Annotated in this window: 16 protein-coding genes and 1 pseudogene; 12 read left to right on the forward strand and 5 right to left on the reverse strand. The window is 55.7% G+C overall.

Annotation, left to right across the window (positions count from 1 at the left end; translation table 11 throughout):
- Both JKG68_RS27630 and JKG68_RS27635 read left to right on the forward strand, forming a co-directional pair.
- Positions 1 to 733 (forward strand): IS3 family transposase (locus tag JKG68_RS27630; RefSeq protein WP_202065161.1); only part of this gene is annotated, 733 nt, incomplete at its 5' end.
- Between the two features lie 159 nt (positions 734 to 892).
- Complete coding sequence (locus JKG68_RS27635) at positions 893 to 1,036, forward strand: recombinase family protein (protein WP_246515951.1); 144 nt, start codon at positions 893 to 895, stop codon at positions 1,034 to 1,036.
- Here the strand turns inward: JKG68_RS27635 and JKG68_RS34945 are convergent.
- From JKG68_RS34945 to JKG68_RS27640, 3 genes are all read right to left on the reverse strand, one after another.
- The gene (locus tag JKG68_RS34945; protein ID WP_376773224.1) at positions 1,033 to 1,512 is read right to left on the reverse strand and encodes a DUF6894 family protein; all 480 of its coding nucleotides are present in this window, start codon (positions 1,510 to 1,512) and stop codon (positions 1,033 to 1,035) included. The genes JKG68_RS27635 and JKG68_RS34945 overlap by 4 nt on opposite strands.
- Positions 1,513 to 2,136: 624 nt before the next feature.
- Entirely contained in the window at positions 2,137 to 2,268 is a 132-nt protein-coding gene (locus JKG68_RS34345; RefSeq protein WP_281399239.1) for a hypothetical protein, read from the reverse strand.
- A 159-nt stretch (positions 2,269 to 2,427) separates the two neighbouring features.
- Positions 2,428 to 2,631 carry a hypothetical protein gene (locus JKG68_RS27640; RefSeq protein ID WP_202065163.1) on the reverse strand — a complete coding sequence of 68 codons (204 nt, stop codon included), beginning with the start codon at positions 2,629 to 2,631 and terminating at the stop codon, positions 2,428 to 2,430.
- 475 nt (positions 2,632 to 3,106) lie between these two features.
- On the opposite strand from JKG68_RS27640, the gene JKG68_RS27645 reads away from it, so the two are divergent.
- From JKG68_RS27645 to JKG68_RS27660, 4 genes are all read left to right on the forward strand, one after another.
- Complete coding sequence (locus JKG68_RS27645) at positions 3,107 to 3,808, forward strand: thermonuclease family protein (protein ID WP_202065164.1); 702 nt, start codon at positions 3,107 to 3,109, stop codon at positions 3,806 to 3,808.
- A 578-nt stretch (positions 3,809 to 4,386) separates the two neighbouring features.
- On the forward strand, positions 4,387 to 4,740 hold the full coding sequence (locus tag JKG68_RS27650; RefSeq protein WP_202065165.1) for a GlsB/YeaQ/YmgE family stress response membrane protein: 354 nt from the start codon (positions 4,387 to 4,389) through the stop codon (positions 4,738 to 4,740).
- A gap of 570 nt (positions 4,741 to 5,310) precedes the next feature.
- Positions 5,311 to 5,538 carry a hypothetical protein gene (locus tag JKG68_RS27655; protein WP_202065166.1) on the forward strand — a complete coding sequence of 76 codons (228 nt, stop codon included), beginning with the start codon at positions 5,311 to 5,313 and terminating at the stop codon, positions 5,536 to 5,538.
- A 137-nt stretch (positions 5,539 to 5,675) separates the two neighbouring features.
- On the forward strand, positions 5,676 to 6,137 hold the full coding sequence (locus tag JKG68_RS27660; protein ID WP_202065167.1) for an IS1096 element passenger TnpR family protein: 462 nt from the start codon (positions 5,676 to 5,678) through the stop codon (positions 6,135 to 6,137).
- A gap of 76 nt (positions 6,138 to 6,213) precedes the next feature.
- On the opposite strand, the pseudogene JKG68_RS27665 reads toward JKG68_RS27660, so the two are convergent.
- Positions 6,214 to 6,633 (reverse strand): annotated as a pseudogene (locus JKG68_RS27665) (NYN domain-containing protein); the annotation flags it as partial.
- A gap of 567 nt (positions 6,634 to 7,200) precedes the next feature.
- Here JKG68_RS27665 and hfq point away from each other — a divergent pair.
- The 6 genes from hfq to JKG68_RS27695 all read left to right on the forward strand — a co-directional run bounded on the left by hfq (position 7,201) and on the right by JKG68_RS27695 (position 11,592).
- Entirely contained in the window at positions 7,201 to 7,488 is a 288-nt protein-coding gene (gene hfq, locus JKG68_RS27670; protein WP_202065172.1) for an RNA chaperone Hfq, read from the forward strand.
- Positions 7,489 to 7,575: 87 nt separating this feature from the next.
- Complete coding sequence (locus JKG68_RS27675; RefSeq protein ID WP_202065174.1) at positions 7,576 to 8,733, forward strand: extracellular catalytic domain type 2 short-chain-length polyhydroxyalkanoate depolymerase; 1,158 nt, start codon at positions 7,576 to 7,578, stop codon at positions 8,731 to 8,733.
- 429 nt (positions 8,734 to 9,162) lie between these two features.
- Positions 9,163 to 9,414, forward strand: a complete 252-nt coding sequence (locus JKG68_RS27680; protein WP_202065176.1) for a DUF6894 family protein — start codon at positions 9,163 to 9,165, stop codon at positions 9,412 to 9,414.
- A gap of 416 nt (positions 9,415 to 9,830) precedes the next feature.
- Positions 9,831 to 10,133 (forward strand): hypothetical protein, encoded by a 303-nt coding sequence (locus tag JKG68_RS27685; RefSeq protein WP_202065177.1) that lies wholly within the window; start codon positions 9,831 to 9,833, stop codon positions 10,131 to 10,133.
- A gap of 252 nt (positions 10,134 to 10,385) precedes the next feature.
- Positions 10,386 to 11,123, forward strand: coding sequence for a LuxR C-terminal-related transcriptional regulator (locus JKG68_RS27690; protein ID WP_202065179.1), 738 nt, complete (start codon positions 10,386 to 10,388; stop codon positions 11,121 to 11,123).
- 130 nt (positions 11,124 to 11,253) lie between these two features.
- On the forward strand, positions 11,254 to 11,592 hold the full coding sequence (locus JKG68_RS27695; protein ID WP_202065181.1) for a hypothetical protein: 339 nt from the start codon (positions 11,254 to 11,256) through the stop codon (positions 11,590 to 11,592).
- Between the two features lie 507 nt (positions 11,593 to 12,099).
- Here the strand turns inward: JKG68_RS27695 and JKG68_RS27700 are convergent.
- Complete coding sequence (locus tag JKG68_RS27700; protein ID WP_202065183.1) at positions 12,100 to 12,333, reverse strand: hypothetical protein; 234 nt, start codon at positions 12,331 to 12,333, stop codon at positions 12,100 to 12,102.
- Positions 12,334 to 12,563 lie beyond the last annotated feature (230 nt).

Consider the following 12,563-nt stretch of genomic DNA (forward strand, 5'->3'; position numbering starts at 1 on the left):
GAACCGGCGCCTGCTGCAGGAGGTGCAGAGCCTCCATGCTCGTCATCAGGGGCGTTATGGCAGCCCGAGGATGCACGCAGCCTTGAGAGCAGAAGGCCACCGGGTCAGCCGCGGCCGGGTCGAACGGCTGATGCACCGGCATGGCATCCGGGCTTTGGGCCGACGCCGCTTCCGGCCGACCACGACCGACAGCCGACACTCCTTGCCGGTTGCGCCTAATCTCCTGCAGCAGGAGTTTACCGTGTCCGTGCCCAACCGCGTCTGGCTCGCCGACATCACCTACATTCCCACTGGTGAGGGCTGGCTCTACCTGGCTGCGGTGCTGGATCTTGCCACCCGGAAGGTGGTGGGCTGGGCGATGCGCGATCACATGCGCACCGAGCTGACCCTTGGCGCTCTGATGATGGCCACCCAGCGGCAGCGACCAGGTCCTGGTCTCATTCATCATTCGGACCGCGGCAGCCAATATGCAGCCGAGGCCTATGCCCGGGAGTTGGCCTCCATGAAGGCCAAGCCATCGATGAGCCGAACAGGCTGCTGCTATGACAACGCTCCCATGGAGTCGTTCTTCCACTCCTTGAAAGTGGAACTGGTCCACCAGCGGAACTGGGCGACGCGCGAAGAGGCACGGCGGGATCTGCTCGGCTACATTGAGAGCTACTACAATCGGCAGCGCATTCATTCGGCACTCGGGTATCTCACGCCCGAACAGGCCGAGCGGAAAGCGAGCTAACCCGGTGTCCACCCAATCGGGGGAAGATCAGTTAGATCGTCGGACGATTAAGTGGACGCACCCGCGGTCGATTAGGCGATGGGCTCACCACCGCTGAGATACTGAACTCACCGAGTTCGACTTCTCGTCAGATCCTCTAGGGCTAATGATTTGGCTCCCTTGATCGACGAGCTTGAGGCTCAGGGCATAACTTCTCTTGGAGCCATAGCGCAAGCATTAAACGAGCGGGAGATACCGACAGCAAGAGGCGGAAAGTGGACGCCAATTCAAGTTAGTAGAACCCTTTACAGGCTTTCTCGCTAGCGGCTACCGTGATCCACGGATGTTGAGCCGCTACACTCACCTGAGGCCGGGAAAGGTGGCCGAGAAATTGGCGAAGGCGACCACCAAACAGCTTCAGTGTGCCGCCGCACAGACCCATCCAAATGATCTGTTAAGCTAAGGCCGTTGCTCCCTGAACTTACCAGCCCCATCAGATAAGCCATCCTGGTGGGGCTTTTCCGCTTTCTTGCCGATCGTTTCAGACGGCCCAACGTGCGCCTTGTCCTTTCCCTGAATGGCACGGTCAAAAGCAGTTCACCCGCCTCGCCCACAATCTCAACCACATAGCGGCCTTGCTGATCGGAAGTCAGATCACCCCAATACGGGACAACATCCATAAAGACTTTTGCTACCCTCCGAGCGACGCGCTGAGCAGCATCAACATCGGGAAGGCTCAGGGTTTCAGGATACTGGACCCTATGGCGTTGGTTGTAGAGAACGAGGCTGTAGCGCGGCATGATGGAAGGACATAAGCCAACAAGGCTTCACCCGCAATCTGCCCATAGGTGTTATTTGAGAGCCTCAGGAGGGACTTACCCATAGGGGAATGGTCGCTCGCTCAGCATCCTCTTGGGAGGCATGGGTAAGTCTTTGTACGTTTCTCCAAGGACTACTTGTTTGATCGTCTCCCCTCGGACTCCATGATCCCGACCGAGCTTGCTGAACTCCCGCTCCTCTGCGGCATACCTCCACCGAGCTTCAAGAACTTGCTCCGTACCCAGCTTGCGTCTGCGGATTGGCACGGCAAATCTCCATGAGAACCAAAAAAGAACACTTCATAGAGCCTGATGGTTCGTCTATGGGCTATCAGGAAGTCTGTGGAGAATGGGGATAGAAGCTTAGACTGACCAAGCTATTGTACCCAAAGGAACGACTTGGTGACCCGGCGACGCTCCAATGTTGAGCAGAGATGTTCACCTGAGGCCCGGAAAGGTGGCTGGGAAACTGGCTAATGCGACAGTAGGCCAACATCCAAAAAAAGAGCCTGATGGCACGATACCGTCAGGCTCTTGAGTTTATCAGAGGGACCAATGAAGTTCATGAGGCCAACGGCCAAGCCTCTTGCGAGTTCCCTACTAAGCTCACAGATCGGCAAGATACTTGGCTACAACCAACACCAGCACAATGAGAGCCAAGGCTCCAATTGCCAACGGCCCTTCGGCATGAGCGTCGAGCAGCTTCCAGATACGCAGCGACAGGCGAGGTAATCTCATTCTTGTTCTCCCTAGTCATACTTTCAAAGTAACACGGAATGAGAACAAATAGAGAACATTCTTGTTGAGCTGTAGATGGGTGTGGATAGCCAGTTTCCAGCGTCGCTACGAGTTTACAGGAAATCTTCGGCTTCTTGAGGTCAGAGAAGCTGGATAGCCTTACGCTTGTTGAGCCTTAGCAATCTCCGGCTGGTTGACCACTCGCTCGGTTCCTAGCTTTGGACTTTTGATTCGGTATTTCGGCATACCATCAGCGTCGACGGCGAGGAGGCGAACAACTTCGTATACACCCTCCTGTCCTGTTTGGTCGGAGAACTTTCCTGTAGCACGTACGAGTTGACCGACTTGGAAGGTATGCAGCATCAGACGCTCCTGCTTGGGCGAGGGAGCCATATAGCTGAGCAGTCACGGGAAAAGCCACTTGGCTCTCGCTGCCAGCTAGCAATTGTGGCTTGAATATGGCCCAGCTTCGTAGGAAGATGATCATGGTGGGTTTTTTGGGACTGACCGCCACCAGATAAAGAATATCGGCAGCACCTTTTGGATCATTCCTATGAAGCTTCTAATCGCCTTTGCTTTCGGTGCAGCCTTTGTTCTTTCACCGCTGGCTTCAATCTCTACTGCAAACGCCTGCACGAACTCATACGACACTGCAAAGGACGGCTCTAACTGTGGTGGCCGTGCGGCTGGTTGCAAGCAGGGTGGCCGCAGCGGAAACTGCTAAGCCATCAGTAGCAATCGCTTTGAACACGCTGCCCGTGGGTTCACCCTGCGGGCATTTCTATGATGGTATATGTAAAGCGCAACGAACCCACCTCCTAAGGTACTGCTACTCTCAATGAAAACAGCCTATCTCATCTTTGCTGGCTTGATAGTGTCAGCAACGCCAGTCCTCGCAGAGCCGTTAGTTGGCCGCGCATCCGTAATCGACGGGGACACTCTTGATATTCGCGGAACACGCATCCGCCTTCATGGTGTTGACGCACCTGAGAGTGCTCAGATGTGTCAGAGCATGGATGGACAGACATATCGCTGCGGTCAAAAAGCAGCTCTCGCTCTCTCCGACAAGATTGCCACAGCAAACGTCTCTTGTGAGCAGAAGGACACTGACCGTTACCAACGGATCGTGGCGGTTTGCTCTGTAAAGGGTGAGGACTTGAACGCATGGCTCGTTGAGGAAGGATATGCCCTTGCTTATCGCCAGTACGGAACAGAATACGTTTCGGAGGAGGATAAGGCTCGGGCGAGGAAGCGGGGAATATGGGCTGGCACCTTCACTTACCCTTGGGATTGGCGGAGAGGCAAGCGGGATAACAACTCATCTGCGGGGATTCCTATCTTGAACAGAGCAGCAGAGAAGACCGCTGAAAGGCCGGACTGCAAAATCAAAGGGAACATCAACCAAAAAGGCGACCGGATTTATCACCTTCCTGGAAGCCGTGATTACGAACGGACAGTTCTGAATGTAGCCGCTGGTGAGCGATGGTTCTGTTCTGAGGAAGAAGCGACGGGTGCGGGCTGGAGGGCTCCAAGGCGATAAAAAAGCTCGCCGAGATAGCTGATGGCTCACTCTCACTGGATGTTGCCACCCGCGACTACATCAGGACGAACTTAGGGTTCCGATGGTTCCCGATGGAGAGCGGCAAGGCTGCCTTCTGGAACTTGAACGGAAGCTCCAAAAGGGTGAGGCGGGATGTGGGAAGCCGCTGTTGAATCCCACCTTGAGATGATCCGCTAAGTGAACGCACGTGAACTCCAGTCGTAACTGCAGGGACACGCAAACCGCATTGTAGTAGAAAAGAAGAGGATCCTCTCTACCGCCACCTACCAGCTCGGCCCTCGCGGGTTAGCCACTCGCGTTTGCGAACTTTCCCAACCGCAGAGCCATTTGAGTACGTCCTGACAGAGCTACGGAACTTGAGCTTGGAGAAGCAAGAGGAGGGCGAACGATAGGTAAAGGAGTTCATTATGATTGCCTCATTGTGGGTCAGGCGATCGTCCTCTGTAGCTCTACGATACCTTATGCCTCCCTCAGTTTCACCGTCAGGTACGAACATCTGGACAATACACCAAGACTCTGGTCGCTGAAACTTGACCTCCCTGTAGTCGCTCAGCACCATGACGAAAAAGCCAAATCGTTCGCGGACGCAAAACAAGCCAACAGACGCACCCGGCTTTCGGTCACCGGTCCGCATCAGCATTGATCACGAGGCACACGCTGCGCTCAACAAACGTGCCATCGCCGCCCAGGTCGGAGTTGGTGTCCTGGCAGGCTGGATCGCAAGCTGGCTGGTCGGCGGATCAGGTCTCCTTCAGTACGTGATCACCGGGCTTGCTGGATCGCTCATTGGCGGCTTCCTGCTGGAGCGGCTCAGCATTGATCTGCGCATCAGCAACCCACTGGCACATCGCATCGCCGCTGCAACTCTGGGAGCTATGATCATTGTCATAGTGGCTCGTCTGATAGGATGATGGGTAGTCTCACTCATGATGGAAGGATTTAAGCCCAAATCGCTGTCGGATCGTACGTTCAACGCCTATTTCGCCGAAACGGGTGGCAGCGGGACGGGTGGTAGACAGTAGGCATTATACCCTTTGTCCCGCATATCGCTGACCAGAATGACCGCCTTCCGGTGGTTAGTTCGAGAGCCTTGCTCTCGTCAGGCGTCCGGTCGTAGGTGCCGTCCTTATAGCCGCAGAACCAGCCCGGCTTGGTCGTATCCTTAAACCGGCAGTAATCGAATGGGAACCTGTCGATAAATATCTTGTGCACGTGACGGCTCGTCCTACCCGATCAACATGGTGCCATAGCTCGGTCTCTCGCCTGAATAGCGCGGGAGCAGGAAATCTCGTTTCGTGTGGGGTACATTTCAATGATCAGTGAGCACCAGTGCTGCTCGTATATATCACCCACGCAGGTAGCTCCGACAAGTGCAGGAACGAACGCGGCAGGGTAGAAAGGTCTTCAACAAAGCTGACAGCATTTCGACCCAATGTTCACCTACCATGCCTCTGCTTCTGCATAGAGAGGGGGAGGTCGGAATGGAGGCCATCATGAGTGTCTTCCAGATGATCCGGAGCATTCTGGTGGACCTGCTCTGGTACGGAGTAACTCAATGGTTCGGGCGACAGTTTGTAAAGACAATGACGGAAGGTCCTGACCTCGACGACTGGCAGAAGGCTCTCGATGAGAAACTTAAGCAGGAGCCGGTGGTTGATCCATTGCAGGAACCCGGCTCCTCGCCAGGGCTACAGAAAAGTAAGGACTAAGGCTCTGAATGGATTGCTCAGAGGAGCATCGGAGTGGCGAGTTCGGCCAAACCACCGCCAACTGTGCCAGAGGAAAGTTTAACCGGGCAGTGCTCAGATTCGGACTGCTCCTCAGTGCAAAGACATCGTGAGGCCGAATGACCGAAGCTCGCACACATATGGCCCGGGTTACGCTCCAGGATGAGCCGACCATCTACCGGGAGATCGAGGTCGAAAGCCGTAAAACGCTCAGCGATCTGGCCGAGGCCATCGTCCACGCGTTTGGCTTCGAGTTCGACCACGCCTTCGGCTTCTATTCAAAGCTCAAGGGCCAGGACGTGATGCGTTCCCAGCCAAAGTACGAATTGTTCGCCGATATGGGTGAGAGCACGGAGGCCAAGAGCGTGGAAAAAACCCGCGTGGCCGACGCCTTCCCCGACGTGGGCCACAAGATGCTGTTCATGTTCGATTACGGCGATGACTGGCGGTTCATCGTCGAGGTCATCGGCCTGGGCCAGAAGGCGGCGAAGACCTGTTACCCGAAGGTGCTCAAGAAAGTTGGGAAGGCTCCCGAGCAGTATGGCCCGTGGGAGGACAATGACGAGGATGATGGAACCTGACCCCGTTCCGAAAACAGATGTTTGCGAACACGCTCCTGGTCGATTCCTGAATGCCCGAAAATTCCAGGGTTTGCGATATGAACCGGCGGCAGGCTTGCCGGAAGCTCTCGGGCGTCTTCTGCTCGCCAAAGCCGAACACATCGACGCCCTGTTCTCGGATGCGACCTGCGAGGCGCGTGAAGTCGCTGTCGGACGATACAAGGCAGAAGCCCTCAAATCGTCCCCTGTGCAAGAGGTCCATAGCATCGATCACGAGAGCTATGTCGGACCCGTTCTTACCGGTCGTATAGGCGAACTGCTGCTGCGGGATGATCGTATGCTTTGCGAGAATGTCGGCCCACGGCTTCAGGCGTGCGCCTGAGAAGTCGCCGTAGATGCGCCGCACACTGGCTTCCCTGATCTTGGCAATCTCCTCAAAGAGGCCATCCGCAATCCGTGGGGAGGCATTATCGGCATCGATCAGGATGGCAAGACGGACCGACCGGGGTTCTGGCATTGATAAGCTACTCGGTGCACTTAAGAGGTTACTTACCCGACCATAACAGAAGAGACTGTGCAGGATGAAGTTCCTTGGGCGTCAAGGAGTCGTGGCTTTGCGCTCATGCACAGAAATCCTGCCTTGTTTCCGCCGTACATAGTTATAGCATCAAATGATAAGCTTAGAGGCTAATATAACCCTATGAAGAAACTCACCTTTGTCGTTGACGAACAGGAGTTGAGTACCATCCGTGCCGCCTTTTTCCTCCTCCAGGAGCAAGTCGATGCCCTCCCGGGGGACCTTGCTGAAATGATATCCGAGCATGGAACACCGATGACGGAGGTAGAGATTGAGCGACTCAGTCTCCATTTGGATGAGCAGGCAGGCGGGCCACGTGGCTCTGCGGATCACGAAGTGCCCCAAGGCACAAGGGTTGTTGAGGTTGAGCGGTTTCCCGTAGCCGCAGTCGCCCGAGGTTCTGCCTAAGTGTTCCCCCATCGTCAGTGGCCTTGACTGAGTTTATGCTAGTGCGGCTGAGAACTCCAAAAAGGCATTCCTGCGAGGATGCTCGCAAAGGATTAGAACGTGCCCGCACAATCTACAGCTACGATCCAGGACGCATTCCTGAAGCATGTGCGCGCCAACAACATTGATGTGACGATGTTTCTCGTCAACGGGATCAGGCTGCAAGGCCGGATCAAGCGGTACGACAGCTACACGGTCCAGCTTGTGAGAGGTGATAGCTCTCAGATTATCTTTAAGCATGCCATCTCGGCGATCAACCCAGCCGAGCCGGTCGAATTGATGAGAGCTAAAACGGATCAAGGCCAATCTGAGCCAGTGCTGAGCCCCGGCGGAAGCAATGCGGGGTAGGAGCGGTCAAGGTGCCGGGTCGGGTTCTTGTGAAGCGTGGCCTTGCCTGTCAGACTCCTGTGGTTTGCTCACCGGAGGTTGACAATCATGGTCCGCTCCTTGGTAAGGCTGGCGCTTGCCGTTGCGATGCTGCTGCCCGTGGCTGGGCAAGCCGATCATGACCCATTAGCCGACCCGCCGCCGCGCTCCACAAGCCAGAAGCTGCCTGCCATTCCAACTCTCGACCGTTCAGCCATCACCGTGTCTGGTCTGTCCTCTGGTGGCTTTTTCGCGCATCAGTTTCATGTTGCCTTCTCTCATCTGGTGAAGGGTGCAGGGATCATCGCAGGCGGACCGTTCGGCTGTGTCGAGAGCATTCCCAATCCATGGTCGCCCTTCTGGCCAGCACCCCTGGATCGGGTTTCAGCGGCAGTGGTGGCCTGTACCCACTACTATGGTGACCGCTACTACGGCCTTCGTCCTTCGCCACCAAAGAACGAGGACTCTCTCAGGGTCATCAGAGAGGCGGCAGACCAGGGTCTGATCGACAATCCGTCCCATCTCGCGGACAGCCGGGTTTGGCTGTTTCACGGCAAGAGCGATGCCATTGTCCCGCTCCAGGTGATGGAGACGCTCAGGCAAGTCTACGACACCCTTGGGGTTCACGGCTCAAAACTTCAGTTCGACCGTAACCAGACCGGCTCTGCGGCCAATCACGGCATGCCGGTCAGTCGATTTGCTGGGGAGAGCAAGTTTCCCATACGAGAATGCAGCGAACACCAGCCGCCGTTCGTCATCCAATGCGACTATGAGGCGGCTGTGATGCTCCTGCGCCACCTCTATCCCGATGACTTCAAGCCAGCCTCGGATGATCCTCATCGCGACGGGACCCTGGTTGCCTTCAATCAATCGGAGTTCTTCAATGCAAGCAACGCGAGCGTCAGCCTTCACGGCGTCGGTTACCTGTATGTCCCAGCCTCATGTGCCGCCGAGCCGTGCCGCCTGCATGTTGCATTCCATGGCTGCAAGCAGGATGTAGCCAGCGTCCACGACGACTTTATCCGGGATGCAGGTTATAATCGTTGGGCTGCAAGCAACAACATTATCATCCTGTATCCGCAGGCGACGGCGTCAGCGGCAAACCCGAACCGGTGCTGGGATTTCTGGGGCTACAGCGGGTCGAACTACTACGGCCAGAACGGGCCGCAGATGCGAGCGGTGAAGGCCATGATAGATCGCCTGATCGGCCAGTCCCCACAGCAATGAGACCTTGATAGCTGGTCCGAGCCATGGAGGCAGGTTTTACTCCGGACGCTTGTGCTCCGAAGGCTTCTGAGACCTTGAGGCCAGCTTACGGAGCATCAGGCTGATGCTCCTTGGCGCGCTGGCGTTCGCCACCGTCTTCCGGCTTGGTAGCATGGCGACCGTTCCGCACCATCAACCCGCTCCTAATGCAACTGCGTCCGCTCTCGCGAGCTTAGCTATTATTTCAATTTGTTCGCAACGGGTAAAATCGCAACAGGTTCTATGAGCCTTTTTGGGAGTAGGCAGCAGCAGACGAATTGATTGCTAACCAATCTTTGCGTCTGACGGGGTTCAATCCAAAATCTACTTCGTTTCGGAAGTCCGTAGCTTGATGTGAACTAACGTAGGTTTATTTGGTAGTTGGCACTCCAAGGAGGCCACTTCGATCTGATGCTCTCGCGCTTCCATGTTCACCTGAATAATGGCGAGGACGTGATCCGCGATGAGGAGGGCATTCTGGTATCCGACATTGATGCTGCGCTGATAGCAGCGATGGAGGTGATCCAAAAGCTTCGAGCCCAGGATGATGTGTCAGCCGCAGAGTGGCAAGGGTGGAGGCTTGAGATCACGGATGGGGCTGGCAAGGTTACGGAGAGCCTCTCTCTCGACGATCCACTTTCAACAAAGTCGCTGCGGGATTAGAGATAGAGCCCCTGAACTGAACCAGCAGAGAGCGTCTACTGCATAGGAGCAGACACCAGTTTTTGATCTTACGGACATTCTACCGAGATGAGCCTGGGCCTTTGCGTAGGCCGGCAAGCGTAAAAGCAAGCCTGCGACGACACGCTAAACTATCCGAAAGAGCAAGCACCCTTGTCGGGTAACCGACAGACAAGAGCATCCGTCTCCAGTACCTCCCGACACGCCTTCAGCAGCCACCCAGTCACAATCTGCCGCCAAGCACCTGAACTCCCACGTAAAGAGATCAGGACCTGTGACATGGCCAACATGTGCCGAAGGAGAATAGTTTAGGGATGAACGTTTTTTGAAGATTGGTACGTGCTGAGCTTGAGCGCCTCGAAAAAGGTGCGGCTCAGCACAGCCATTCGAGGGTCGTAATGCAAAACCAACACCACGTATCCTCGGCGCTCAACCGCCTGATCATCGGTGCAGATCGAGCCATTGATCTGCATGGTTTGTTGCAGAGCACGTCATGCACCCTGTCCAACCTCGACTTTGAGCATCAGCATGAGGTGCAGCGGGTAGAGCGCGGCAGGATCGATCCCGCGCTGAAGAGGCAGATCATCGACAGCCTGAAGCGACGCCATCGCGAGCGGCGTCAGCCTTACGTGGCGCTGATTGCCGAACTCCAGAGCCACCTCTCATCCGCCATGTCGGACGAACTTCAGGCAACAGGCTGATCCGCCCATATGGGCCGCGACTTTCGAGCGCCCTCATGGGCGCTTCTCTTTTGCCTATGCCTGATCCCCTCCAGTGCAGTTGAGTCAAGGTTAGTCGTCTACATAGCTTACGGCCAAGCTTAGTCACGCTGATGTGATTGAAGAGCAATCGTAGAACTTTGGGATTACTGATCTTTGTCTGAATCACGACAGACAAACCTCCTACGATATGTTTATATTTCCTTAACATCGAAACCCGACCAGGGAGCACGGATGACTGCGCAACCGCTGACGCTTGTACATAATTACACATCTCAGTCCGCTTCAGCCGTTTCTACGGCTCTGATCTGTGACAGCTTCCTTCTTCGGTCTGGGCTTCAGCACATCCTGCGGGACACGCCGTTTGCGATTGCCGAGACGGCTCCTGTGACTGGTCCAAAGCGCCTCCACTATTGTACCCTTAACACTGGGTTGGTGATCATTGAAGCCACCCAGAACACCGCTCGTGTGCTTGAGGTGGTTAGACAGGTGAAAGAGCGGTCGCCACAGACCCGAGTCGTTGCTCTGGCTGATCAATTTGACCTCAGCTTCGTGCGGACGGCACACGAGGCTGGCGTGATCGGCATCTGCCTAACCGCCAGTGGCTCTGAAATTCTAATCAAGGCGCTCGAACTGGTCATGCTTGGAGAGATTATCCTACCCTTTGAGGTCGCGCGCTCGATCACGGACAGGGCTCCCCAGGACCAACCGCTCCAGGAGAACATGATAGAGCCAAGGCTTTCTGATCTGAAGCAATGCAAGCTCTCGGCGCGAGAAGCGCAAATCCTGGGCTGCTTGATGGAGGGTGCACCCAACAAGGTTATCGCTCGGAAGTTCGACGTGACGGAAGCCACGGTGAAGGTCCACGTCAAGGCGATCCTGCGCAAGATCGGCGCGGCTAATCGTACCCAAGCGGCAATGTGGGCAAGCGAGCGTCTGCCCCGGCAAGGTAGACCTTTCATAGATGGCTGAGGTGGTTACGACCGAGGTTGCGATTGGAGACAAGGTACGTGTCCAGTTCCATCCTCCGAACCCGATGAGGAGCTTTTGCGAAGGCATCGTGAGCCGGGTGGATGTGGCAAGTCCAGAAGGACGCTTCTTCGTGATGGAAGTCACGCACGAGGTTATCCTCGACCGAGAGCACCGGATCAGACCCAGCTTCCAGGATTACGTCTGCTATGAATGCCAGAACGATTTTCCAGGTCGGATTGAGGTAATCTCAACCGCAGCAGAGGCTGTGGAGAGGGAACACACACCTGATCCAATCTTGGGAGAACCACCAGAAGTGCCCGAGCAGCCTCCGTTGGACTTGGAGGACCACATGGAAACTGAGGTCGAGCCAGCATCTGAAGCCGAGGCGGATGATCAACCAAGTCAGGTCGAAGTTGAGCGCCAGGAGCCTCGCAGGCGGGGCGGTTTGATCGAAAGGCTCTTCGGGTGACAGAGTAAGTGATCATACCTCTATCCGAGTTTGACACGATTACTGGTTAGCGTTTGTCGGGTTCCAGACAGACAAGGTGAGTTCTCGTGGTTAGGTTGCCGCAATTCTCCGGCTGGCGTGGCGATTGAAGTAGCAAATAAGTCTACTTGCGGATTGCCCTCGTGATTCAGTAAACCGGGGCACCTAAGAAAAAAGGCCGCCCTTGCGAGCGGCCCGAAGTTTAGGGAGGAAACGCCCAAGAAGGGCAGCAACACTGCGACGCCAATCGCCGTGCTGCACCGCAAAATATAGTTCTTGCCTGAACAGTAGGCAAGCTCAATCGGGCAGCATCGCTGCCTGTTTTTGTATATGCTAGTGTGCAGAGGGTGCATAACGCCCCCCTGAAGGAAGCGCAGCCGGTAGAACTGATCCAGGTCTGCTTCTTGGGCTGATTACGACAGGGAAGGCTGTAAGACTTCCTGCTTTAGCCCGCCGACGCCGATACCGTTAGGCTTCCGAGCTTTTGCTTCAGCCCTCAGCTTGGAGCGTCTCGTTCCTGGTCACGTGCTCCCGGTTGGCGCGGGTCAGTTCCCTTGCCTCGTCCTTAAGGTCGGTCACTTCGGCTTTCAATTCCGACATTTCAGCGGTGATGTTGTCGGCGAGCTTGGTTTGAGCACGAGCCTCACGGACTTTCCGCTGCTGTTCAGCGATCTTTGATTGAAGCTTCGCAATCAGCTTCTCGGCTGCTTCCGCACGACTCATGATCTGACTGGCCTCCCTTGATCTGCTGTCGTAAAAAGAACAAACATAGAACATAGGGAGTGGTCAGGGTATGGCGTGAGCTTTCACTCCTCGCCTTGGCCTTCCTCACGCAGTGACTGCCGAGCAAGCGCCAATGGATAGGTGGAGTCAAACAAGGAGAGCATCCTCGTCAGCGGTGCCATCCATTGTTACAGTCGGAGAGGCTGAGAGATCGTCTCGGCAGGCACCAT

It is taken from the genome of Microvirga aerilata (genome assembly GCF_016743775.1).
GTDB lineage: Bacteria > Pseudomonadota > Alphaproteobacteria > Rhizobiales > Beijerinckiaceae > Microvirga > Microvirga aerilata.